The sequence below is a fragment of the Dactylosporangium sp. NPDC051484 genome (assembly GCF_040689395.1).
In the GTDB taxonomy this organism is placed as follows: Bacteria; Actinomycetota; Actinomycetes; order Mycobacteriales; family Micromonosporaceae; genus Dactylosporangium.
Map to the genome: position 1 here is coordinate 1 of NZ_JBFAZX010000053.1, position 22,701 is coordinate 22,701.

General features: G+C 72.9%; 17 protein-coding genes and 1 tRNA gene. 9 read left to right on the forward strand and 9 right to left on the reverse strand.

Translation table 11 applies throughout. The annotated features are described in order from the left end of the window. The first annotated feature begins 475 nt into the window (after positions 1–475). From AB0367_RS37215 to AB0367_RS37235, 5 genes are all read left to right on the forward strand, one after another. On the forward strand, positions 476–3,232 hold the full coding sequence (locus AB0367_RS37215) for an FtsX-like permease family protein (RefSeq protein ID WP_366231226.1): 2,757 nt from the start codon (positions 476–478) through the stop codon (positions 3,230–3,232). Between the two features lie 1,336 nt (positions 3,233–4,568). Next, the gene (locus tag AB0367_RS37220) at positions 4,569–5,057 is read left to right on the forward strand and encodes a SigE family RNA polymerase sigma factor (protein WP_366231227.1); all 489 of its coding nucleotides are present in this window, start codon (positions 4,569–4,571) and stop codon (positions 5,055–5,057) included. Further along, positions 5,054–6,430 (forward strand): hypothetical protein, encoded by a 1,377-nt coding sequence (locus AB0367_RS37225; RefSeq protein WP_366231228.1) that lies wholly within the window; start codon positions 5,054–5,056, stop codon positions 6,428–6,430. The genes AB0367_RS37220 and AB0367_RS37225 overlap by 4 nt, the downstream gene beginning before the upstream one ends. Positions 6,431–6,486: 56 nt before the next feature. Next, positions 6,487–7,119, forward strand: coding sequence for a response regulator transcription factor (locus tag AB0367_RS37230; RefSeq protein WP_366231229.1), 633 nt, complete (start codon positions 6,487–6,489; stop codon positions 7,117–7,119). Positions 7,120–7,166: 47 nt separating this feature from the next. Continuing rightward, positions 7,167–8,222: an ATP-binding protein gene (locus AB0367_RS37235; protein WP_366231230.1), complete on the forward strand. Its 1,056-nt coding sequence runs from the start codon at positions 7,167–7,169 to the stop codon at positions 8,220–8,222. Here AB0367_RS37235 and AB0367_RS37240 read toward each other — a convergent pair. Both AB0367_RS37240 and AB0367_RS37245 read right to left on the reverse strand, forming a co-directional pair. Beyond that, positions 8,210–9,040 (reverse strand): polysaccharide deacetylase family protein, encoded by an 831-nt coding sequence (locus AB0367_RS37240; protein WP_366231231.1) that lies wholly within the window; start codon positions 9,038–9,040, stop codon positions 8,210–8,212. The genes AB0367_RS37235 and AB0367_RS37240 overlap by 13 nt on opposite strands. A gap of 101 nt (positions 9,041–9,141) precedes the next feature. After that, positions 9,142–11,448 carry a bifunctional diguanylate cyclase/phosphodiesterase gene (locus tag AB0367_RS37245; RefSeq protein ID WP_366231232.1) on the reverse strand — a complete coding sequence of 769 codons (2,307 nt, stop codon included), beginning with the start codon at positions 11,446–11,448 and terminating at the stop codon, positions 9,142–9,144. A 326-nt stretch (positions 11,449–11,774) separates the two neighbouring features. On the opposite strand from AB0367_RS37245, the gene AB0367_RS37250 reads away from it, so the two are divergent. The 3 genes from AB0367_RS37250 (at position 11,775) to AB0367_RS37260 (ending at position 13,729) form a co-directional block, all read left to right on the forward strand. Then, positions 11,775–12,029 (forward strand): hypothetical protein, encoded by a 255-nt coding sequence (locus AB0367_RS37250; RefSeq protein WP_366231233.1) that lies wholly within the window; start codon positions 11,775–11,777, stop codon positions 12,027–12,029. 97 nt (positions 12,030–12,126) lie between these two features. Continuing rightward, the gene (locus AB0367_RS37255) at positions 12,127–12,903 is read left to right on the forward strand and encodes a hypothetical protein (RefSeq protein ID WP_366231234.1); all 777 of its coding nucleotides are present in this window, start codon (positions 12,127–12,129) and stop codon (positions 12,901–12,903) included. 190 nt (positions 12,904–13,093) lie between these two features. Beyond that, entirely contained in the window at positions 13,094–13,729 is a 636-nt protein-coding gene (locus tag AB0367_RS37260; RefSeq protein ID WP_366231235.1) for an acVLRF1 family peptidyl-tRNA hydrolase, read from the forward strand. Between the two features lie 64 nt (positions 13,730–13,793). On the opposite strand, the gene AB0367_RS37265 is transcribed toward AB0367_RS37260, so the two are convergent. The 6 genes from AB0367_RS37265 to AB0367_RS37290 form a co-directional block, all read right to left on the reverse strand. Continuing rightward, a complete protein-coding gene (locus tag AB0367_RS37265) occupies positions 13,794–16,448 on the reverse strand; it encodes a discoidin domain-containing protein (protein WP_366231236.1) in 2,655 nt (884 codons plus the stop codon). 211 nt (positions 16,449–16,659) lie between these two features. Continuing rightward, entirely contained in the window at positions 16,660–18,972 is a 2,313-nt protein-coding gene (locus AB0367_RS37270) for a diguanylate cyclase (RefSeq protein ID WP_366231237.1), read from the reverse strand. Positions 18,973–19,172: 200 nt separating this feature from the next. Continuing rightward, entirely contained in the window at positions 19,173–19,721 is a 549-nt protein-coding gene (locus tag AB0367_RS37275) for a hypothetical protein (RefSeq protein WP_366231238.1), read from the reverse strand. Then, entirely contained in the window at positions 19,718–20,533 is an 816-nt protein-coding gene (locus AB0367_RS37280) for a hypothetical protein (protein WP_366231239.1), read from the reverse strand. The genes AB0367_RS37275 and AB0367_RS37280 overlap by 4 nt, the downstream gene beginning before the upstream one ends. Then, positions 20,530–20,832, reverse strand: coding sequence for a hypothetical protein (locus AB0367_RS37285; RefSeq protein WP_366231240.1), 303 nt, complete (start codon positions 20,830–20,832; stop codon positions 20,530–20,532). The genes AB0367_RS37280 and AB0367_RS37285 overlap by 4 nt, the downstream gene beginning before the upstream one ends. Positions 20,833–20,923: 91 nt before the next feature. Beyond that, on the reverse strand, positions 20,924–21,301 hold the full coding sequence (locus tag AB0367_RS37290) for a VOC family protein (protein ID WP_366231241.1): 378 nt from the start codon (positions 21,299–21,301) through the stop codon (positions 20,924–20,926). Positions 21,302–21,406: 105 nt separating this feature from the next. On the opposite strand from AB0367_RS37290, the gene AB0367_RS37295 reads away from it, so the two are divergent. Continuing rightward, a tRNA-Pro gene (locus AB0367_RS37295) sits at positions 21,407–21,480 on the forward strand. A gap of 127 nt (positions 21,481–21,607) precedes the next feature. On the opposite strand, the gene AB0367_RS37300 is transcribed toward AB0367_RS37295, so the two are convergent. Further along, entirely contained in the window at positions 21,608–22,117 is a 510-nt protein-coding gene (locus AB0367_RS37300) for a hypothetical protein (protein WP_366231242.1), read from the reverse strand. Between the last annotated feature and the right edge of the window lie 584 nt (positions 22,118–22,701).

The following is a 22,701-nucleotide window of genomic DNA, read 5'->3' on the forward strand; positions in this document are numbered from 1 at the left end:
TCGGCGGCTGGGTCAGCAACGCCGATCTTGGACACCCTCCCCGCATCTACCCAGCAGCGACACACGCCCGAATCTTCAAGGCATCAATCATCTAGTGTCGCGCGTCTGAGGTTGTTGCTTCGAACTGGCTACCGACCGGGTTGACTCTCCCGCGCGGACGGGCCACGGTAATCGAGCCGATGACCGCATGACGACAAAGCACGGGGGCCTCAATGTCATATGCCGCTCTGTTCGCGCGCCTGCTGATCGGCGGCGTGTGCGTCGTCTCCGTGGTCGCAAAGGCGCGCGGCCGGGGCGCGTTCGCCGAGTTCGCCCGGGCCGCCGACCCGCAGCCGTATCACCTGGGAGGACGGTATGGACGTGCGCGAGCTCGACCTCGACGAGCCGTCGTCGGGCCTGGACGCCGACGCCGGCGCATCAGGCTGTCGTGGTCGCCGTGCCCGCCCGTCCGAGAGCCGCAGAGGTGCCGCGCGTGATGTCGATGATCTGGGCCCAGGTGCGCTTCCGGCGGGGCCGCTTCGCCGCCACCCTGCTGGCGGTGGCGATCGCGGTGGCGAGCTTCGCCCTGCTGGCGTCGGCCTCGCGCGGCTCGCAGGTGCGCGCCCAGGGCACGGTCGGCCGGAACTTCCGGCCGGTCTACGACCTGCTGGTGCGGGCCGACCCGGCGACAGACGCGACGGGCCGGGTCTCGTTCGACTCGGTGCTGAGCGCCGGCGGCGGCATCACGCTGGAGCAGTGGCGGCGCATCCAGGCGCTGCCCGGCGTCAGCGTGGCCGCCCCGGTCGCGACCGTCGGTTACGTCATGCGGACCGTCGCGGTCTCCGTCGACGTCGGCCCGTACCTCTCCCCGGACGCGCGGCGCCAGGTGCTGCGGGCCCGGCCGACCTGGACGTGGGACGCCGGGGCCAGCCGCCTCACCGACGGCTCCTCCTACCTCTACGTGACCGACGATCGCCTGGAGTTCGTGCCGGGCGACCGCATCACGGGCCGGGAGGTCTTCGAGGGTGACAACCAGCCCCGGGCGTCGTCGCTGCTGGAGATCGGGCCGGACGGCCGGCGCACCGGCGTCTGCGCCGACCTCACGCACGACGTCGGCGGCACCGTGGACCCGCTGAGGCCCGACGCCCGGCAGGCCGTGAAGTGCTGGTCGCGCGACCCCGCGTCCACCGGCAACGCGAGCGACCATGCGCTGATCGACGTGCTCGTATCCGTACCGATGCTGATGGCGGCGATCGATCCGGAGCAGGAGGCTCGGCTCGACGGGCTCGACACGGCGCTCGTCTCGGGCTCCTATCTCGGATCGCCGGCGCCGGCGGGCACGGTCATGCCGGTGCTGGCCGCTTCGCGGCCGCTCGTCGAGCAGCAGGCGACGGTCCGCATCGACCGCCTCGGCCCCAACGCGGGCGACGGCGTGGCGGCCGGCGTCTCGTTCGACAACCTCGTCGACGGCTACGAGGCCGACCCCGGCACGCCGGTCGGCACCGTGACGGTCCACGGCGCCGACGCCTATCCGCAGGTGCTGCAGCAGCTGGCGCACCCGGCCGACACCACGCCCCCGGCGACGTCGATCGTCGGCGGCGAGCGGCCGACGACGATCGGGCAGCGGCTGCACGACCCGATCGAGATCTTCTGGACGGCCGGTGCCCGCCGGCCCGCGCCGGTCGCGCCGGACCCCGGCTGGACGGGCCTGTCCGCGAACGACGACCAGCCGTTCAACCCGCTGCCGCTGGAGCTGTCCGACACGTCGCTGCGGCCCGTCGCCGCCCACCCCTACGTCCCCGCCCCGGGCGAGCAGGACGGCCCGACCCAGCTGCGGGCCGTCGGCGTCTACGACCCGGCGAAGGTCGACGTCGGCCCGCCGCTCGCCGCGATGCCGGCCGACCTCTACAGCGACCCCGCGCTCGCGCCGGCCGGCGGCGGCGACCCGCTGCGGCCCTCGGCGAACTTCGCCGGCCCGGTCGCCGCCCGCCCGCAGCTGCTGACCACATTGGACGCGATGGCGGCGCTGTGGCGCCCGGCCTACGGCGCCGGCCTGAGCACCGCGGCGCCGATCGGCACGATCCGGGTCCGGCTGGCCGGCGCGCTCGGCCCCGACGAGCTGTCCCGGGAGCGACTGCGCGCCGCCGCCGAGCTCATCAACCAGCAGACCGGCCTGCACGTCGACATCGCCGCCGGTGGCTCGGCCGCCGCGGTCCCGGCCGAGCTGGCCGCCGGCGCGCACGGCCGCCCCGCCCTGACGGTGCGCGATCCGTGGCTGCAGCCCGGCGTGGCCACCGTCGTCGTCGCCGCGATCGACCGCAAGAGCCTGTTGCTGGCCGGGCTGGTCCTCGTCACATGCGTGCTGGCGGTGGCCAACGCGACGGGCGCGGCGGTGCGCACCCGCACCTCGGAGCTGGCCGTGCTGGCGTGCCTGGGCTGGCCCCGTCGCCGGCTGTTCGGCCTCGTGCTGGGAGAGTCGGCGCTCGTCGGGCTGGCCGCCGGCGTGGCCGGCACCGCGCTGGCCGCCGTGGCCGCGGTGCCGCTGTCGGTGCGGATCGTGCCGCGGTACCTCATGCTGGCCGCCCCCGCCGCGCTCGCGCTCGCGCTCCTCGCCGCGGTGGTGCCGGCCCTGCGGGCGACGCGCGCCGCGCCCGTCACCGCGGTCCGTCCCTCCTTCGCCCGGGTCCGCGCGCGCCGGGCGCCGCGCGGGATCGGCGGCCTGGCGTGGACCAACGCGCTGCGGGCGCCCGGCCGGACCGCGCTCGGCGCGCTGAGCCTGGCCCTCGGCGTCGCGGCGCTGACGCTGCTCGCCGTCGTCACCGCCGGCTTCCGGGGCAGCGTGACCGGGACGCTGCTCGGCGACGCGATCACGGTGCAGGTCCGGACGACCGACTACGTCGCCACGGCGATCACGATCCTGCTCGGCGCGGTGACCGTCGGCGACGTGCTCTACGTCAACATCCGCGAGCGGGCCGCCGAGTTCGCGCTGCTCGGCGCCGTCGGCTGGGACGACGGCCGGCTGGTGCGGCTGGCCGGCTACGAGGCCGCCGTCCTCGGCGCGGCCGGCGGGCCGCTCGGCGCGGGCGCGGGGCTCGCGGTGGCGGCGTCGCTGGGCGCCGGGCTGCCGCCGGTCGGCTACGCGGTCGCCACCGGTGCGGCGCTGACCGGCCTGCTGGTCGCCGCCGTCGCCGCGGTCGTGCCCGTGCGCCGGCTGCGCAACCTGCCGACCACCCGGCTGCTGGCCGAGGAGTGACTCACGCTCAGGAGGTAGGGGACGTCGGGGTTTCCCCGGGCTGGCGCGGCTGAGCGGGCTGCTGGAGGCCGGCGACACCGCAGAGGAGCGCACGAGGAGCACGCTGCGGGAGCGGCTCCGCGAGGAGATGGCGCGCTCGGTCGCCACGATACGCCCGGCGCCCGACCCGCTCGGCCGGCTGCTGCGCCGGAACCGGCGGCGGGCCTGGCGCTGGGGCGCCACGGCGCTCGGCGCGCTCGCGGCCGCCGCGGCGCTGGGCACCCAGACGCTGTTCACACCGGCCGGCTTTGGAATCCCCCTGGTGGCTGACCGGGCATCCGGTGTTGCTAACCGCCGCCTATCAACGGTTGCGGGGGGCTGTTCGGAATCGAGCGTCCTCGCCCGGCGGTGTCCAGCCGATGGCTTGTGCGAATGTCAGAGACGTCTCAATGTCTTGCCTTGAGAATCCGTGGAGGTGTGCGTACTGGTCGCGTGCCTCATCGTCGATGATCCAGGTCCCGGGATCCGTTGCCCAGACGACGATGGTCGGGTCGTCTTCGGCGCGCTGGAGAACGAACTCTCCGTACACCCTCGATGGGCTCCGCCCGTATGTGAACCAACCTCGATCCATGCGCTGATCCCCTCTCAACGACGCTGATCCCGGCGTGAACCATGTGATCGTGCATCACGGTGTGATTGTGCGCCGCGACGCTCGCGGGACGCGCCGAAAGATCGCCCGCAGCGCCGTGCAAGGCTGTACCGCCTCGCACCTCTGCGCCGCCGCGCTGCTGCCACTCCTCGGCCCTGGCGGGCCTGCGGTGCGGGCCGCGGCTTGCCACCGGATCGTCTTGGCTGGCCAGGCGCCCGGCCGGCTCATGCGGCGCTGCGCCGGATGGCGCAAGATCTGGCCCGCAGTGCGATCGCTGGGGTGGGCGGGACGGTGCGGATTCTGCGTCGGACGGTGGCCGGGTGGCGGGAGGTCGCTCGGTACACCGGCACGGAGCAACGTGCGTGACGCCGCCGTACATCGCGTGGACGGTCGGCGTGTTGCCGCAGCGTGCGGGCCGCGCCGCCGGCTGAGCGAGCACGCCCGCGCGAAGACCCCGAAGGACCAACTGCTGTTCGTACTCGGCGCGCTGCTGGAGGAGGCCACCCCCAGACGAGACCGCACGCTTCATGGCCCTGCTGCCGACCGCGGCCCGGCTGGCGTACAAGCTGTTCGGCAAGCGGGCGTACGACAAGCGCATGCGCAAGGTCCGCACCGCCTAGCGGAGCAGGGCCGAGCGCCTGTCCCGTCTCAACCTTTCGCACCCCAGCCGCGTGCATGCTGTGACGGCGTCCGACGGGAGGCGGCAGCGTGCCGAGTGAAGGCTTCGAGCAGTTCGTGAGGGTGCGGTACACCGAACTGCTGCACACCGCGTATCTGCTGACCGGCTCGGTCGCCGCCGCCGAGGACCTCGTCCAGTCCTGCCTGCTGAGGATCATGCCGCGCTTCGAGCGGGTCGCCGATCCGATGCCTTACCTGCGCCGGGCCATGGTCAACCAGCGGACTAGCTGGTGGCGGGCGCTGCGCCGGGAACTGCTCAGCGCGCAGCCGCCGGAGCGCTCCGGACCCGACCCGGCGCTCGAGTTCACCGAACGCTCGGCGCTGGTCGCCGAGCTGGCCCGGCTGCCGGAGCGGATGCGGGCGGTGCTGGTGCTGCGGTACTGGGAGGACCTGTCCGAAGCCGAGACCGCAGCGGCACTGGGCTGCTCGGTCGGAACCGTGAAGAGCCAGGCGTCGCGCGGGCTGGCCCGGCTGCGCGGGCTGCTGGAGGCCGGCGACACGCAGAGGAGCGCACGATGAGCACGCTGCAGGAGCGGCTCCGCGAGGAGATGGCGCGCTCGGTCGCCGCGGTACGCCCGGCGCCCGATCCGCTCGGCCGGCTGCTGCGCCGGCAGCGGCGGCGGGCCTGGCGCTGGGGTGCCACGGCGCTCGGCGCGCTCGCGGCCGCCGCGGCGCTGGGCGCGCAGACCCTGGTCGCGCCGGCCGGCCCGGCGCCGAAGCCCACCCCGGAGCACCGCATCATGAGCGGGCACATGCTCGACGAGCCGCTGACCGAGTGGACGCGACGGATCATCGACGCGCCGACGCGGGGCAACGCGGCCGACGAGCCGGGGCTGACCGACGCGCTCGCCGCGGGCGTGGTGCGCAACGCCTGGAGCTGGAACGCCAGGCCGGGGCTCGACCGGGTCAAGGTACTCTTCGTGGCCGACCAGGGCGGGGAGCGTATGTTCGGCGCCGCCCTCTACAACGACCAGCGGGCGCTGTACGTCGGGTCGTTCGGACCGGCGGGCGTCTCCGTCGAGGACCTGGTCGGCGCCCGGTACGGCGCGTCGGGCGGCGCCCTGTCGCCGTTCTCGGTGCACGTCGGGAGCGGCACCTCGGCGATCGGCCTGGCGCCGCCCGGCTGCACCGCCGAGTGGGCCGCCACGACCCGCGTCGGGACCGACGGGACGCTCGAGCACACCTGGACCGGGGGCGGGGACTTCGTCACCGGGGCACCGCGCGAGCAGCTGTGGCGGGTCACCTGCGACGGCGTGGTGCGCGAGGTGCAGTACCACGACGTGCCCGGCGCACCGGGGAAGAAGGGCAGCCCGCCGCCGGCCGAGCCCGGGCACGCGGACCCGGAGATCGCCAAGGAGGTGCTGTGGGCATGGCCCAAGGTGCCTGGCCTCGACGTGCGGAGCCGGCGCATCCTGTGGGGTGGCACCCCGCCCGGCGAGCGCCGGCCGGTCGTCGTCGGGCTCGGCGAGCTCGGGGACGGCTCGGTGCAGGTGTGCGCGGTCACCGGCACGGGCGGCTCGATACTGGTGGACCGCGTGCACGGCGAGCCGCCGAGCGGTGCACGCGGCTTTCCGACCGCCCGGCTGACCACGGCGGTCGCGCCGTCGGATGCCATCGTGGCGGTACGCCTGCCCGCCGACGAGCGCATCGAGCTCTCCGAGCGCCTGCTGGTGATCGCCCCGCCGGGCGCGACCGAGTTGCGCGTGGCGGGCGGCGAGGCCGAGCACGTGGCGCTCGCCGGCGGCGTCGCCGTGCTCGTCGCGCCGGTCCCGGCCACGCTGGGCATCGAGGCCCTCGACGCGACGGGCCGGACCCTCGCGACGCTGAAGGTCGCCGAGCCGCACACCGACCGCTTCCTCGCCGGTCAGGGCCTGGTCCGCAACTGGGAGTGAGCTGTATTGGGGCCCGGCCCGGCGGTGTGCAGCGAACGCGAGGTACAAACATTGTTGTGATCGCGACGGACGCCTGGCGGATCCTGCTGGCCGACGACCACCTCGTCGTACGTGCCGGGCTGCGGGCCCTGCTCGCCGCCGACCCGCGATGCCGGGTCGAGGGCGAGGCGGCCGGGATCGACGAGTTACGCACGGTCGCGCACCGGCTGCGCCCCGACCTCATCGTGCTCGACCTGAGCTTCGGGTCCGACAGCGCGCTGCCGGTCCTGCCGGAGCTGCTCGCGGCCGACCCGCCGCCGCGGATCGTGGTGCTGACGATGCACGACGACGTGTCGTTCGCGCGTGAGGCGTTCGCCGGGGGTGTGCACGGGTATGTGCTCAAGGAGGCCGCCGCCGACGAGTTGCTGCGCGCGGTGGAGACGGTGATGGCCGGTTCGGTGTACGTCGACGCCGAGCTCGGGGCGCGCCTGGCGCGCAGCCGTCCGGCGGCCTCGGACGCGCTCAGCCCGCGCGAGCGGGAGGTGCTGACGCTGCTGGCCTCCGGGCACACCAACGCCGAGGTCGCCCGGCGGCTGTCGATCAGCCTGCGCACCGTGGAGACGCACCGGGCGAACCTGCGCGCCCGGCTGGGCACGACGAGCCGCGCCGAGCTGGTCGCGGCCGCGCGCCGGATCGGGCTGCTGCCGTGAACCCGGCAAGGATCAACAAAAACCGCGGGCCGGATCGGGCAGCTGCCGTGAACCAGGCCGGACCGGGCAGCGGCCGTCGGCGACGCGCGGGCATCGTGAGCCGGGGCGAGCGGGTGCCCGAGGTCGTCGCGACCACGCTCGCCGTGGCTGGGGCCGCCCTGCTCGCCGTCGGCATCGTGCTGGAGCTCGGCGGCGTCGCCCCGCGCGAGGAGCTGTGGGCCGGCGTCAGCGCGGGCGTGGCGTTCCTGCTGGCCCTCGCGTGCGTGCCGGCGGCCGGCCCGCACCGCTTCGCCGCGCGGGCCCGGCTGCTCGCAGGCGCCGGCATCTCGGCGCTCATCGCGGTCGCCGGGCTCTGGCAGGGCAGCGTGCGGCCGGCTCCCCAGCTGTTGCTGCTGCTGATCCCGGTGGCCCTGCTGTTCGTCACCTCGGGGCTAACGCTGCGGGAGGCCGCCATCGAGCGGCGCCGGGCGCGGCTCAGCGCGACCCGGTCCCGCCTCGACGGCGTGGAGGCCGAGCGCCGCCGGTGGGCCCGCGAGCTGCACGACGACACGCTGCAGGAGCTCGCCGCCGCGCATGTGCTGCTCGGCGCGGCGGCCGCGGGGCAGGACCCGGCGGCGCAGGCGGCCGGCATCGCCGACGTGCGGGAGATCGTGGGCCGGCAGATCCACTCGCTGCGCCGGATGGTCGCCCAGATGCGCCCGCTCGCCCTGGACGCGCTCGGGCTGGCCGCCGCGCTGGAGGACCTCGCCCGCAACGCGCGCGACCGTGACGGGCTCGACGTGGAGGCGTCCGTCGACGGGTTGCCGCGGCTGCCGGCGGCGGCGGAGACGGCGGTGTACCGCATCGTGCAGGAGGCGCTCACCAACGCGGTCCGCCACGCGGGCGCCGGGCGGGTGCGCATCGAGGCCGGGCCGCACGGGCGGGGGGTGCGCGTGGTCGTGCGCGACGACGGCACCGGCCCGCCGCCGGACGGGTTCACCGCCGGGCACGGGCTGCATGGCATGCGGGAGCGGGCGGAGCTGCTCGGCGCCGCGCTGGTGGTGGGCGCGGCCGATCCGTGCGGTACCGAGGTGCGGCTGGACCTGCCGCCTCAGGCGATGTAGTCCTCCAGCCGCGCCGGGGTGAGCCCGGCGTTCGAGATGGCCTGCAGCACGGCCAGGAAGTCCTCGACGAAGGCCGGGCGGAAGTGCATCAGCAGGATGTCGCCGGGCTTGACGACATTGCCCTCCTGGTAGCGCACGATGCCCTTGTCCGTCGTCTCCTTCCAGAAGAAGGCGGCCTTCATCCCGCAGTCGTGCACGACCTTGAGCGTGGTCGCGTCCTTGTCGCCGAACGGCGGCCGGAACAGCACGGGCCGGCGCCCGTAGAGCTTCGCGAGCTCGTCCGCCCCGCCGCAGATCTCGTGCCGCTGCACGTCGTAGGACTTGCCCTTGAGCTCGGGGTGGCTGATCGTGTGCGCCTCAATGACGGCGCCGTCCTGCTCGAGCCGCGTGAAGTACCCCGGATCGGCCTTGATGGCGTTGATCTCCAGGAACAGCGTGACCGGCACGTGCGCGGCCTTGAGCAGCGCCTCCGCCTCGGGCACCTTCGTCCAGCCGTCGTCGATGGTGATGAACGCGACCGGCTGGTCGGTCGGGATCGCGCTGTACCAGCCCGCCGACGGACCGGCCGGCACGGTGATCGGCGCCGGCGCAGGAGCAGGCGGGAAGTGCGGAATCCGGGCCAGCTGCGCCGAGCTGAGCCCGGATCCACCCGCCGCTGCCGACCCTGAGACCATCGCCGGCGCACCGGGGGTAACCGCCGCGCTCGACGCCGCCGGCCCCGATGCCTTCGCGCCGCACCCGGTGAGCAGCGCGCAGACGACCAGCAGTGCACCGAGCGCGCGGTGACGTGACCACATGTGCTTTCCGGCTCCGGTCAAGAGGGTTCGGTACCGCGACGACATCAGCCTGCCGCCCCGGCGCGCTCCCCGGTTCGGTACCGTCCCGCAGCGTGACTGCGGGTTTCCCGCAGTGGCGCCGCTCACCTCGCGGAACCGACCCCCTGCTCGGGGCGCAGCGCCGAGATCTCCTCGGCGGGGAGCGGGCGGCCGTAGAGGTAGCCCTGGGCGTAGCGGTAGCCGAGCCGCCGCAGCGCGTCGGCCTGCTCCCGGGTTTCCACGCCCTCGGCGACGGCGCGCAGCCGCAGCCCGTCGCTGATGCCGATGAGTGCCTCGGCGACGACCGAGTGCTCGCCGGCCTCGGTCACGTTGTCGACGAAGGACTTGTCCACCTTGAGCACGTCGACCGGGCAGGTGCGCAGCAGCCCCAGCGACGAGTGGCCGGTGCCGAAGTCGTCCAGGGCCACCTGCACGCCGTACCGCTGGATCTCCCGCAGCTCCTCCAGCGCCGAACCGCCGTCGAACACCGCGGTCTCGGTGACCTCGACCATGAGGTTCTGCGGCGGCAGGCCCGCGGCGTGCAGCTCGGCGCGCAGCCGCCCGGCGAATCCGGCCTCGCGCAGCTGGCGCGGCGAGACGTTGACGGAGACGTACTGCAGCGCGTCCGGGCCGAGCTCACGCCGCCACCGCGCCGCCTGCCGGCACGCCTCGGCGAGCACCCACTGCCCGACCGGGACGACGAGGCCGGTGCGTTCCGCGGCCGGGACGAACAGGTCCGGGCGCACCATGCCGCGCCCCGGGTGCTGCCAGCGCACGAGCGCCTCCACGCCGACGGTGCGCCCGTCGGCGAGCCGCACGATCGGCTGGTAGAAGACCCGCAGCTGCCCGGTGTCCAGGGCGACGCGCAGCTCGGCGGCGATGCGGGCCTGCTCGGCGCCGCGCTGGTCCATCGCCGGGTCGTAGGCGACCTGCCGCCCTTTGCCCCGCTCCTTCGCCGCGTACATGGCCACGTCGGCGCGGCGCAGCAGCTCGGCGGCGTCGGTGCCGGCCTCGCCGACGGCCACGCCGACGCTCGCCTCGACGACGAGGGCGTGCCCGGCGGCGTCGAGCGGGCGGCGCAGCCCGGCCGCGACCGCGCCGAGGACCAGCAGCGCCGCCGGCTCGTCGGCGGCCGGGAACACCAGCGCGTACTCGTCGCCACCGAGCCGCGCGACGAGCCCCTCCGGCGGGCACAGCTCGGACAGCCGCGCCGCGATCGCGGTCAGCAGGGCGTCGCCGGTGCCGTGGCCCAGATCGTCGTTGATCGCCTTGAAGTCGTCGATGTCCACGAGCGCGACCGCCACCCGGTCGCCGCCGCCAAGGGCCTCCCCGGTGTACTGCGTGAGCAGCCGCCGGTTCGGCAGGTGCGTGAGCGCGTCGTGGGTGGCCTGCCAGGCGAGCGTCTCCTGGTATTCGACGACCTCGCGCAGCCGCCCGTCCAGCGTCTCGACGAGGTCGTCGTTGTCGCGCAGCGCGGTGGCCTGCCGGGCGGCCACGACCAGCGCCAGCGCGACGGCGCCGATCGCGACGCCGAGGGTGTCGTTGCCGCCCGCCCGCGCGACGGCCAGCAGCAGCGCACAGGTGGCGAAGACGGCGAGGTACAGCACGACGCCGGGCCGGGCACGGCGGTACGGCGGCGCCGGCTCGACCCCGGCGGCGCGGCGCTGCCGGTCGGCGGCGAAGCAGAGCACGAGGCAGGTCACCGGCAGCACGACCGGGGTGCCGTTGAGATAGGGCCGGTCGGTCAGCAGCGGGGCCAGCGCCCCGCCGGTCGCGCCCGCGCCGCCGGTCAGTGCCAGCAGGTGCAGCGCCCGCCGGTCCAGCGGCCCGGTGCCGGTGAACGCGACCTTCACGAAGCCGAACACGCACACCGCGCCGCAGGCCATCAGCGCGATCACCGCGCGGGTGCCGGCCGCGTTGCCGCCGGACCACTCGTCCCAGCGCCGGAGCAGGAAGTGCCAGGCGAAGGTGAGCACCGCGACGATCACCGTCGCGGAGTCCAGGCCGAAGCGCAGCCACTGGCCGCGGGTGCGCCGCGCGGCCGGGATGCGCAGCAGGCCCCACAGCATGACGAAGAGGCCGGTCAGGTAGACGACCGCGGTCAGCTGGCCGACGTGCTGGGGCAGGGCGATGCCGCGGTACATGTCGGCGGCGTTGCTGAGCCCGCCGAGGCCGATGAACACCATGCCGAGCCCGATGTGCCGCCAGAAGCGGGCCGCGCCCGGTGCGAGCCCGGGCGTGGCGGCCGTCGACAGGCACGCGGACACGGCGAAGCCGCTGGCGAAGGGCACCGCGACCCAGCCGGCCATCACCGGTATCGGCCGCACCAGCCCGACTGCGAACCACACCTCCGCCAGGGCCGCCAGGAGCGAGGCCGCGACGAGCAGCCGGGTCGGACGCCAGGTCGCCACCCGCTCTACGCCGACGGGATCGGCACGCGACCGCCATTCATGAGTCAAACCTCCCTCACAACCCCCCTCATCACCCCTCGCGCCCGCTCGCCGGGGCCGGTGCCGCGCGTAGCGTCGATGGTATGACCGAACCCCCCGAAGATCGAGATCGGCAGAGGCCCGAAGGTTCCGAGCCCTCCGCCGCCGCCGAGCCTCCGAGGGCACCGGCGCCCCCGCCGCACGCGGCTCCTCCTCCACCTCTCCCGCCTCCACCTCCTCTTCCACCTCCTCCGCCTGCTGCGGTCCCGCCACCGTCCGGCTCGGCGTGGGGCGACGCCCGCGGCTGGGTGAGCACGCCCGGCCGGGCCGCCCTCGTCGCGGTGATCGCGACCCTCCTCCTCGCCGTCGTCCCCTGCTCGGTCGGCGCCTTCCTCGCCGGCGTCGCGATCGGCTCCGTCTCGACCGGCGGCCACCATCATCACGGCCCCTACGACGGCCCGTACCCGGGGCCCGGGCCGCGCCTCGAGAAGCCCGAGAAGGTACACCCCGGCGACCCGACGCCGACGAAGCCGGTGCCGAGCAAGGCTCCGTCGGCGACCTGATCGCATGAACGGCGGCGAATTCGGGCCGCGCGGATCAGGCGGATGGCGGTGCGTCGATGCATGATGGGAGGCACAGCCGACCGGTGGGGGGAATCCCATGGGCTACCTGGACCCGCAGACCGAGGCGCCGCGGCGGCCGGCCCCGGCGCAGCTGAACAGTCCCGACGCCGGGGTGCTGTACCTGCGCTCCTACCTGCTGATGCGGGCGGTGATCGGCTTCATCGGGCTGGCCCTGCCGTTCCTGCTCGTGCTCGGCGACCTGGCGCTCGCGGGCGGCGGGATCCGGGGCTCGCTCAGCGCGTATTTCTACTCCGGCATGCGTGACGTCTTCGTCGGCGCCCTGTGCGTCACCGGCCTGTTCCTGGTGACGTACAAGGTGTTCGAGCACAACCTGGACAACCTGCTCAGCCTGGTGGCCGGCGTCGCCGCGCTCGGCGTGGCACTGTTCTGCACGGACCGGCCGAAGGGCTCGACGGTGCCGATCACCCCGCTGCAGGAGCGCCTCGGCGAGACCCCCGTGGCGGTGGTGCACTACGTCAGCGCCGCGGTCTTCATCGTCTCGCTGGGGATCATCAGCCTGTACTTCGGCATCCGCGAGGGCAAGCGCACCGAGCTGACCGGCCGGCTCTCGCCGGCGTTCTGGCGCCGCTTCCACTGGGCGTGCGCGGCCGGCATCGGCGTGGCCGTGCTCTTCATCGCCGTCACCGAGCTCACCGGCTGGTTCGACGACTACTCGCTCATCGTCGGCGAGACCCTGGCCATCCTCAGCTTCGGCGCGTCGTGGCTGATGAAGGGCCTGGAACTGCGCGTGCTGCTCGGCCCGAAGCCGGACGCGGAGCCCCTGCGCTCGCAGGAGGCGGCGACCGCCGGCTGACTCGGCTCAGCGGCCCACGAACGCTGGCGCCTGGCGCGCTTGCGGGCTCCCAGCCGACGGCCGGTCCGGGGCGACGGCGAGCGCGGCACGCCGGATCCGCTCGACCGGCATGCCGGCGGCCAGAGGGCGCGGGGGTCGCACCGCCCGGCCGGTTCTCGGTCCGTGCCGCGGCTGTGGCAGGGTTGGACCCATGGTGACGGCCAGGCCGGCCGCCGGGGGCGGGCGTTGGGTGGAGATCTCGCCGGAGCGGCTGCGGGGGTGGCTCGACGGCTTCTACGGGCGCCATCAGGGCGCCGACGAGGACGGCCTCGTGCTCACCGGGGCGAACAACGGTGACAAGGCGACGCTGCACCCGCCGCCGGGCCTCGACGGGGCCGGGGACATCGACGCCCTGCTCACCGGGCTCGCCGGGCCGCCGCGGATCGGGCTGCTGCTGGCCCGCAAGGGCGCGGTCGCGGCCGGCGTCGCCGACGGCACGAAGATCACGGTGTCCAAGGTGGAGCGCTTCCACGTTCACGGGCGCACCGCGGCCGGCGGGTGGTCCCAGCAGCGCTACGCGCGCCGCCGCGACAACCAGGCCGACGCGGTGGCCGGCAAGTCCGCCGACATCGCGGCGCGGGTCCTGCTGCCCGAGGCCGGCTCGCTCGCCGCGCTCGTGTGCGGCGGCGACCGGGGCACGATCGACGCGATCCTCGCCGACCGGCGGCTGGCGGCCCTTGAGGGGCTGCGCCATCCTCGGCTGCTGGAGGTCGCCGAGCCGCGGCTGGCCGTGCTGGAGGAGGCCGCCGTCGCCGCGCGGAAGGTCCGCATCCACCTGGTGCCGTAAAGGAGCGGGCCGACCGGCTCTCGCCGATCGGCCCGCTTGTCAGAGGTACCGGATGGAATCGGGTTTAGGGGTAGTTGATCACGTTGGACGGGGTGACGCTGGAGGCCTGCGCCGCCGCCCCGGTGTCGTTGATGACGTGCGTGATCGAGCCCTTACCCAGCGACACCGTCAGGATGCTGTGGAACTTGACGTTGGGGTTGTTGGGCACCTCGTACGAGTGGTACGCCGCGATCGACGGGTCATCGTTGAACACGCAGTAGCTGCCCATGCCCCACGCCTCGTGCGAGGTGACGGTGTTGGCCACCTTGTACGCGGCGTAACCGGTGATGCCGTCGTGCGACCAGGCGGCCGCGCTCGGCGGGTCGTAGGGCAGCTCGTTCTGGAAGAAGATCGTCTTGCCGCCGTTGCCGTTCCAGATCACGTTGTACTTCTGGAAGTGCTCGACGAACAGGCCGTAGGCGGTCACGTTCTGGCCGTTGACGATGAGGCCGGTGTCGGACGGGTTGGAGGTCCAGCCCGCGCCGTCGCCGTGGTCCGCCCGCCACGCCCAGATGTGGTCGATGATCGTGTTGTTGTTGTTCACCACGAGGGCGGTGGTCACCTTGGCCGCACCCGCGCCGCCGACCCGCAGGAAGACGTCGGAGATGAGGTTCGGGGCGCCCGCGTGGTTGCCGGTGGCGCCGTTCGGGCCGACCTGCAGCAGCACCGGCGAGTTGGTCGTGCCGGCGTCGAACAGCAGGCCCGCGATCTTCACGCCGTCGACGTCACCGACGGCCATCGGCAGGGCGCCGTTGTCCGCGACGATCGTCGCGTAGCCCAGGCCCAGCACGACGGTGTTCGCGCGGTTGATGTTGACGGTCGAGTTGAGGTGGTACACGCCCGGCGTGAACAGCAGGTTGAGGCCCTGCGCCACGGCCTGGTTGAGCGTCGCGGCCGTCACGCCCGGCTTGGCGACGTAGAAGTTGTTGATGGACAGCGAGGTGCCCGGGGTGTTGCCGTTGATCCAGGTCGCGCCGCTGCTGTTGGTGCGCAGCGACGGGACGAACACCCGGTAGCCGCCGGCGTCGGCGTAGAGGTACGGCTTCTCCTGGGTGACCGGGCTGGTCGGGAGGGTGGTGTACGGCGGCTTGGGGAAGCTCTGCGCCGGGGCGCCCTGCACGCCGGAGAACACCATGTTCCACACGGAGCCGTTCCAGCTGCCGATGGTGCTGTCCCGGGTGAACCACTGCTGCTGCGAGCAGGGGTTGATGTTGCCGCTGACCCGCGAGTCGGCGATGTAGCCGCCGGAGGCCCAGCCGCAGTCGGGCGAGGCGAGGGTCATGCCGCCGTGGACGTCGATCCGGCGGAACGGCGCGGCCTGCGCGACGGCCCAGCGGTCGATCCCGGAGACCGGGTAGACCGACAGGTTCTCCGCCGAACGCCAGAAGTTCTGGGTGGCGTTACCGGCGAACCAGCCCGCGTCGACGGTGATGTCGCCGTTGATCTTGACGTCCTGCGGGTTCTGGCCGAGGCCGTTGATCGAGGTGTAGAAGCCGATCTGCGCGTTCAGGCCGTTGTAGGTGCCCGGCTTGAACAGGAACTGGTAGCGCTCGTTGCCGAACTGGTTCTTCTCCTGCTGGGTGAAGATCTGGTCCAGCTTCGCCTGGATGGTGGCCGAGGACTGGCTCGGGTCGAACACGATCACGTTCGCGCCGAGGTCACCGCCGCCGGGCAGGGGGTTGCCACTCGTCGACGGGCTCGCGCTCGCCGACGGGCTGGTGCTCGCCGACGGGGAGGAGGTCGTGCCGCTACCGCCGGTGTTGACGATGAACTCCCAGATCGAGTACCCGTAGGCGGTGGCACGCGCGGTGCCGTACACGCGAATCCAGCGGCCGGAGCCGCTCAGTCCGCTGAGGACCTGGTTGCCGCCGGTGCCGCCGGTGACCGTCTTGATGGTCGTCCAGTTGACGTTGTCGGTCGACGTCTGGATCTGGAAGTCCTTGGCGTAGGCCGCCTCCCAGTTGATCGTGACCTGGCAGATCGACTTGACCGAGCCGAGGTCGACGCGCAGCCACTGCGGGTCGCTGAACGCGCTCGACCACCGGGTGCCGTTGTTGCCGTCGACCGCGGCGGAGGCCGCGCTGGCGGCGTTCTCGGTGCTGGAGGCGTCGGCCGTCTTGCCCTGGGCCGCGTTGGTGGCGGTGTCGCACTGGCCGCCCGAGGTCCCGAACGAGCCGTAGACCTGGAACTCCCACAGCGAGTAGCCGTAGGCGGTGGCACGCACCGTGCCGTACAGGCGCACGTAGCGGCCGCTGCCGTTGACGTTCAGCGTCTCGGTGCCGCCGGCACCAGTGGTGGTGGAGTAGATGTTGGTCCAGGTGTTGCCATCAGGCGAGGTCTGGATCTGGTAGGACTTCGCGTATGCGGCCTCCCAGAACAGCTTGACCTGCGAGATCGTGGCCGTCTGGCCCAGGTCGACCTGGATCCACTGCGGGTCGCTGAACGCGCTGGCCCAGCGGGTGCCGGTGGTGTTGCCGTCGAAAGCGGCGGACGCGGGGGTACCGGCGTTCTCCGTGGACGAGGCCGTCGCCGGCTTGCCCTGCGAGATCAGGGTGTCGGCGGCCGAGGCGGTCAGGGTCGTGGTGACGGCGTACGTCGCCAGCACCACGACCGTGGAGATGGCGGCGAGGAAGAGATTTCGGCGGCGTCGGCTCGCCGTTGGCGGTGCGGCGGTGTGCATCATTGCTCCTGATCCAGGGCAGGGTCGGCAGCCGGAAGTGCCACCGCGGCTGCGGTGGTGGACTTGTGTTCCGGCCGACGGGGTGTCAGGCTCACCGGACCGGGAACGGGCGGCCCGGGAGCCGGGGTGGGGTTCGGAGAGCGCTCTCCAAGGACGAGAGTTGTCTGCCGAGCCGCCGCTGTCAAGAGGTCTGCGGTTCCGGAACTGAAAATTAGAGAGCGCTCTCCTGGAGAGCACCCTCCCATCGAACCGTGTACTCGATCCCGGTATCCCTCACGTATCGGACGACCGCCGCCGCCAGCACCCGGCGCCGAGCCGCCTCCGCGCCCGGCGCGACGAGATCCTCCAGGTCCTCCAGCCGCGGCGCCTCCCGTTCAAGCCAGGCCGCCGCGTGGAACTGCGGGTCGACGATGAGCGCGGTGAACGGCAGCGCGGCGAGCAGGTCGAGCCGGACGGTCCCGGTGCCGACGTGGTCGAGCGCGAGCCGCACCCCGGTCGCCCGCAGCTCCCGCATCGCCCGGCCGACCGCGTCGTCGTCGGCCAGCTGCGCCGCCGGCAGGGCGAGCGTGAGGCTCTCCGGCGCGAGGCCCGCCTCCGCGAGCAGCCCGGCCAGCTGCGCGGCGAACCCGGGCGAGACCAGCGCGGCCCGCCCGACCTCGATCGTGAACGGCGGACGCGCCGCCGCGATCGCCCGGCGCAGGTCCGCCGGCCGGGACTGCGGCGTCATGAGCAGGCCGGTCAGGTCCGGGGTGTACCGCGCGTAGGTGCCCTTGCCGCGCTTCTTCGCCGCGTACATGGCGATGTCGGCGTGCCGCAACAGATCCGGCGCGCCGTCGCCGGGCTGGCGCTCGGCGACCCCGACACTGGCGGTGACGGCGAGGATGTGCCCGTGGCTGCGCACCGGCGCGGCGAGCTGCGCGAGGATGCGCCGCGCCAGGGCCTCCAGGTGGGCGCCGTCCGTGGCGTTGCCGTGCCCCGCCTCGGCCTTCTCGGCCCGGACGTCGACGACGCCGCCGAGTTCCCCGGCCGCGCCCGCACTCACACCGCGCGCTTGCGCACCGGGCGCGTGCATGCTGCTGGCCTGCGCACCGGGCACGTGCATGCCGCGGGCCTGTACGCCGGACGCGTTCGCATCGGGTGCACTCGCATCGGGCGTGCGCACGCCGCGTGCACTCGCGCTGGACGCAGCCGCGCTGGACTCGCTTGCGCTGGGCGCAGCCGCGCCGGACAAGTTTGCGCTGGGCGCACTCGCGCTGGACTCGCTCGCAGTTGATGCCAGGGCGGACATTTCCGAAATATCTGGAATGAGCACTGCGAACTCGTCGCCGCCGAGGCGGGCCACCAGGTCGGTCGGGCGGACCGCGGCACGCAACCGGCGGCCGACCTCGACCAGCAGGCCGTCACCGACCGGGTGGCCGAGCGTGTCGTTGACCGCCTTGAAGTCGTCCAGGTCGATCAGGATCGCCGCGGCGGCGGTCTCCAGCCGCTCGTTGAACAGCGCCCGGTTGGGCAGCCCGGTCAGCGCGTCGTGCGTGGCCTGTTCGTGCAGCAGCCGCTGATGCTCCCGCAGCGACTTCAGCAGCCCGTCGTTGTCCCGGAACGCGAGCAGTTGCCGGGCCACGACCGTCGCGGTGGCCACCACCGCGCCGAACAGCACCGGGAGGGTACCGATGCCGCTGACCGTCACCGCGACGAGCAGCAGGTTGACGGCGGCGACCGCGAGGTACGGCAGCACCGAGTACGGCCGCCGCGGCGCCAGCCCCGCCCCGACCGGCGCGACCCGGCCGTGCTGCAGGAACCCGGCGAGGGCGGCCATCGCCGCCTCGGCCGTGGTAATGACGTTGGAGACGCCGGCCAGGCGGGGGCTCTGCAGGACGGGTACGAGCGCCGAGCCCAGCGCGCCGATCAGCACGACGCCGGCGAGCGCCCGCAGGGCCCGCACGTCGACCGCCTCAGTGCCGACCAGGATCAGCTTGACGACGGCGAGGACCGCGAGCAGGCAGAGCACGCTGAGGATCAGCAGGCCGAGCACCTTGGGCAGTTCGACGTTCGCCGCGTCGCACGGGCGCAGCACGAAGTGCCACAGGAAGGTCGCCGAGCACACCAGGACGGTGGCGGCGTCCAGCCCCAGCCGCAGCCAGTCGCCGCGGCTGCGGCTGCGGGCGGGCAGTCGCAGCAGCGCCCAGAGCACGAGCAGCAGCCCGCCGCTCAGCAGGACGACCGCGCCGGTGAGCACCGGGCCGGTCTTACGCCCGCCCAGGCTCGCCTCGGTCAGCGGCTGGGTCGCGGGCGCGATGAGCAGCGCCGCGATCGCGAGGTGCCGCCAGAACCGGCGCCCGGCGGGGTCGAGGCCGGGCGTGCGGGAGGCGCGCAGCAGGTAGCCGCCGCCGATGGCGATGCCGACCGCGCCCGGCAGCCAGCCGAGCACCGTAAGCCCCTGGAAGCCGGCGAGGCGCGCCAGCCCCCAGCCGACGGCGAGGGCGAACAGTGGTGCGTACACGGCGAGCAGTCGGCTCGATCTCACCGCCAGTCATCACCGCCTTCGCCACGGCCGGCAGTGCCGGCCGCCATGTCTTCGGCTGAACCAGTGCAGAGATGAGTGGTCTCGCCCGGGGTCTCGCGTGCGGTGCGGACAGGGTAGCGCCCCGCGCACGGCCCGATCCAGTACGCCGGAAAGTGGATCATCAATCAGCTTGGTCTGCTTCTTGGGTGTCACGGCCGTGCTCACGAGGGCGCCTCCCTCAGAAGGATGTCCGCCCCAGGTTCGACCGGCGCGCGCACATCCGCGGTGCCGACCGGTTGCCAGATGGTTCGTTTCAGCGCCCGGATCCGCGCGGCCTGGTCGCGCAGCAGCGCCTCGCCCGCCTCCCGTACCGCCGCTTCCGCCACGGCGACCGAGGCACACGCCTCCGGCGCGATCTCGACCCGCCAGCGCCGCATCCCCTCCACCCGCACCGCGACGAGCCCGTCCCGCGAGCATCCACGCGCGACGATCACGGCCCGGCGCGCCACGTACTCCTGCGCCCGGCGCCCCAGCGCCGGCGGCTCACGCGCGACCGGCTCCCCGGCCGCCGCGCTCACGGCCGCCAGGAACGCCCGCGTCCGGGCCACCCACAGCGCCCGCGCCAGCGCCTCGAGGTGCCTCGCCAGCGCGGTCGCGTCCCGCAGTACCGAAGCATGCAGCGCGACGCGCAGGCCCGCGGTCCCGGTCAGCTCCCCGGCCACCGCGCCCCCGGCGACGCTCGCCCGCACCCGCGGCCCCTCCCCCGTCATCGCCACCCGAACCACTCCGGCCGGTCGTCCATCAGCCGGCCCGCACTCGCCAGCGCGGCCGACACGGCGTCGCGCCGCTCGCGGATGTGCCCGCGCAGCAGCCCGATCGCCTCCCGCACCCGCTCAACCACCTCGACCGGATCGTCCGCGCTGAACGCGGTCTGCGGTGGCTCGTCCGGCCCGGTCGCCGCCACCACCTGCGCCACCGCCGAGACCCCGCCGACCGCGAGCGCCGCCGCCCCGCTGAGCGGCACCGCCACCACCGCCGCGACCGAGGCCACCACGGTGAAGGTGACCGACCATTCCGTACGCGTACAGTCGCCGCACGCGCCCAGCGCCCCGATCGCCTGCTCGGCGATCTGGTCGGCGTCCTGCCGCGCCCGCGCCCAGATCTCCTGTTGCGCCCGCAGCGCCGAGCGCAGCACCACCGCGATCGTGTACTGGTTGCGCACCAGAGCCGGCCAGGGCTCCAGAAATCCGGTCCGGAACCGGTCCGCGGCCGGCCCGGTCCACACCCGCAAAGCGCCGGCCGTACCGAGGAACCGCGCCAGCTCCGGGTTGGCCGGCATGCCCGGATCACTACCGTCACCTGTGGACAGTCCACGAAGGACACCCGTGATCCCGTCGGCCATCGCGTCGAAGCGCCCCGGATCGGGAAACCCGGTGAGCGCCCGGAACGCGTCCGGCACGTCGGCGAACTCCCGCTCCACCGCAGCCTGCCGCCGGATGTCCCCGCGCCGCCCCGCCATGGCCGCCTCGCCCGCGAGCCGCTGAATCTCCGCCGCATGAGCCATGAGCAGCTCGTACGTCATCGGGAACCCGCCTGCGGCAGTCGCCCGTCCGCACCCCGCAGCCGCTCGAACTCCGCGCGGGCCGCCGCGTCGGCGCGCGCATACTCCCCGGCCGCCGTGCACACGGCCTCGGCCGCCTCGGTAGCCTGCCGGGCCGCCCCCGCGAGCACACTCACCAGGCTGCGCCGCAGCGCACACCACTCGGCGTCGTCATGCCGCACGCCCTCAAGATCTACGGCCGCCCGCTCATACACACCCGCGAGCGCCGGCAGCTCCCGCCGCCCCGCCCGCCACAACAGATAGAGATCGACACCCAGCACCGTTGTCCCGCCCCCTCGGTCTTCTCGCGGGGCACCGTAGGTTCCCGGGCACACCGGACGCCAGTCCGGTTTATGACGATTCAGGCCCTTCTCATGACGGTCCTAGCAGGTCCCACCGGTTCCCCGCGATATCCCGGAAGACGACGATCTTGCCGTAGTCCTCCACGCGCGGTAACCCTTCGAACGCCACCCCGTGTTCGAGCATCCGCGCATAGGCCGCCTCGAAGTCCTCGACCCGCCCGGCCGCCTGCTCCCCTACCCCGGCGAGTTGCCGCTCCCCGTCGGCCCGGGCGAGCAACAGCCCCGCGCCACCCCCGGGCGGCCGCACCACAACCCACCGCTTGGCCCGCCCACCGACAGAGGTCACCGACGGCGAGTCCTCGACGAGCTCGAACCCGAGCACGGAGACGAAGAACTCGATCGCCGGGTCGTGCGCCGCAACCACGATCGCGACCAGGTCAAGCCGCATCGCCCGAGCGTAACCACGCTCACCCCGGGCGCGGGGGATACTGCGTGGGCGGGGCGGAAGGGGATGCGCTACGCTGTAGCGGCTGCACGTGAAGGCGGGCGGCACCGGGACATAGCGCAGCTTGGTAGCGCACTTGACTGGGGGTCAAGGGGTCGTGGGTTCAAATCCCGCTGTCCCGACAGCAAAAAAGGGCCGTTGACGCCGGGCGAAAGCCCAGGTCAACGGCCTTTTTTCTTGCATACAGAGGTCACCCTAGTTGATCTAGACAGCTTGCAGCCGGGGACCACTTGGGGACCATCCCTAGAATCAGAAGATCTCGGGAGCCGCGGGAAACAGCACGGACACGATGACCACCCATGGCTGATGCCCAGCAGCGTGACAGGTGCACCGGAAGGTAGCAGCGCCACCTCGGGTTGTTTTGGGGCCTCCTCGCGCTGCAATAACGGCGAAGGTCCACGACTCGCCAAGACGTACCGGGCCAGTCTCTTGCATGACGGCCGTTTCGCCGGTGCGGTGGTCATAGAGTCCGTCGATCGCCGCCTCTTTCGATTTGTGAGCTGGCACCGCTTGGATGTCGATACGGTCCAGGTCAAGCGGCCCACGGTTGGTGAGCTTGACCGCAGGCCGTGGCCCGTCGCGGGTAACCGTGGAAGGAACGTATTCAGCCAGAAGCTTGGGACAAAGTTCATCGTGCCTCCGCGCCGCCTCGATCTTCCGAACTTCCTCGGCCGATGCGGCCTGCTTCCTTGCGTACAGGGCGCTTAGCCCGGCGACGATAGCGGCGATGATCGACACGACAAAGGCAGCCACAGTCATAACTGACATGCTCCCACAGGGCATCCGTTCTGCTGAACGCGCCTCAGCGTTCGCCCAATCAAGGGGAAACGCCGCCATTACCAGCCGACGCAATCATTCGCTGATTTTGGGAAGGCACCGATCAAGTTGACCTAGTGTTTTCGCAAAGTATAAAAACTATGCCCGCATGCACGTCGGCCACAGCTCAATCAGAACCCCGGACACTGAGCGCTGGAACTCCGACGATGCCCCTTATTTTGACTTAGCCATTGAATGATGGGACGATTGAGCCAGCCGCCCGACTCTGTGTTACAGGCGAATCGCTCGTGGATATCCGCTATAGCCACTACTCGGACGCGACCACTCGAAGCATCGAGCACAACCGCCTGATCTTCTTCCGACTTCAACACATAGATGGTTTTAGGCGTTATATCGGAACCGAGACGAGCCGACTCAGCCGGTAGCCACATGAGACCTACAGTCATTACGCTTATAACTACGTACATCGTGTAGTGTCGCGTGATCCTGGTTGTGTTATGTCGGGTTGTCGTTGATCCTGGTGTGATGCTGACCGATGCCCAGACCGCGGAGTTGCGGGCGGTGAT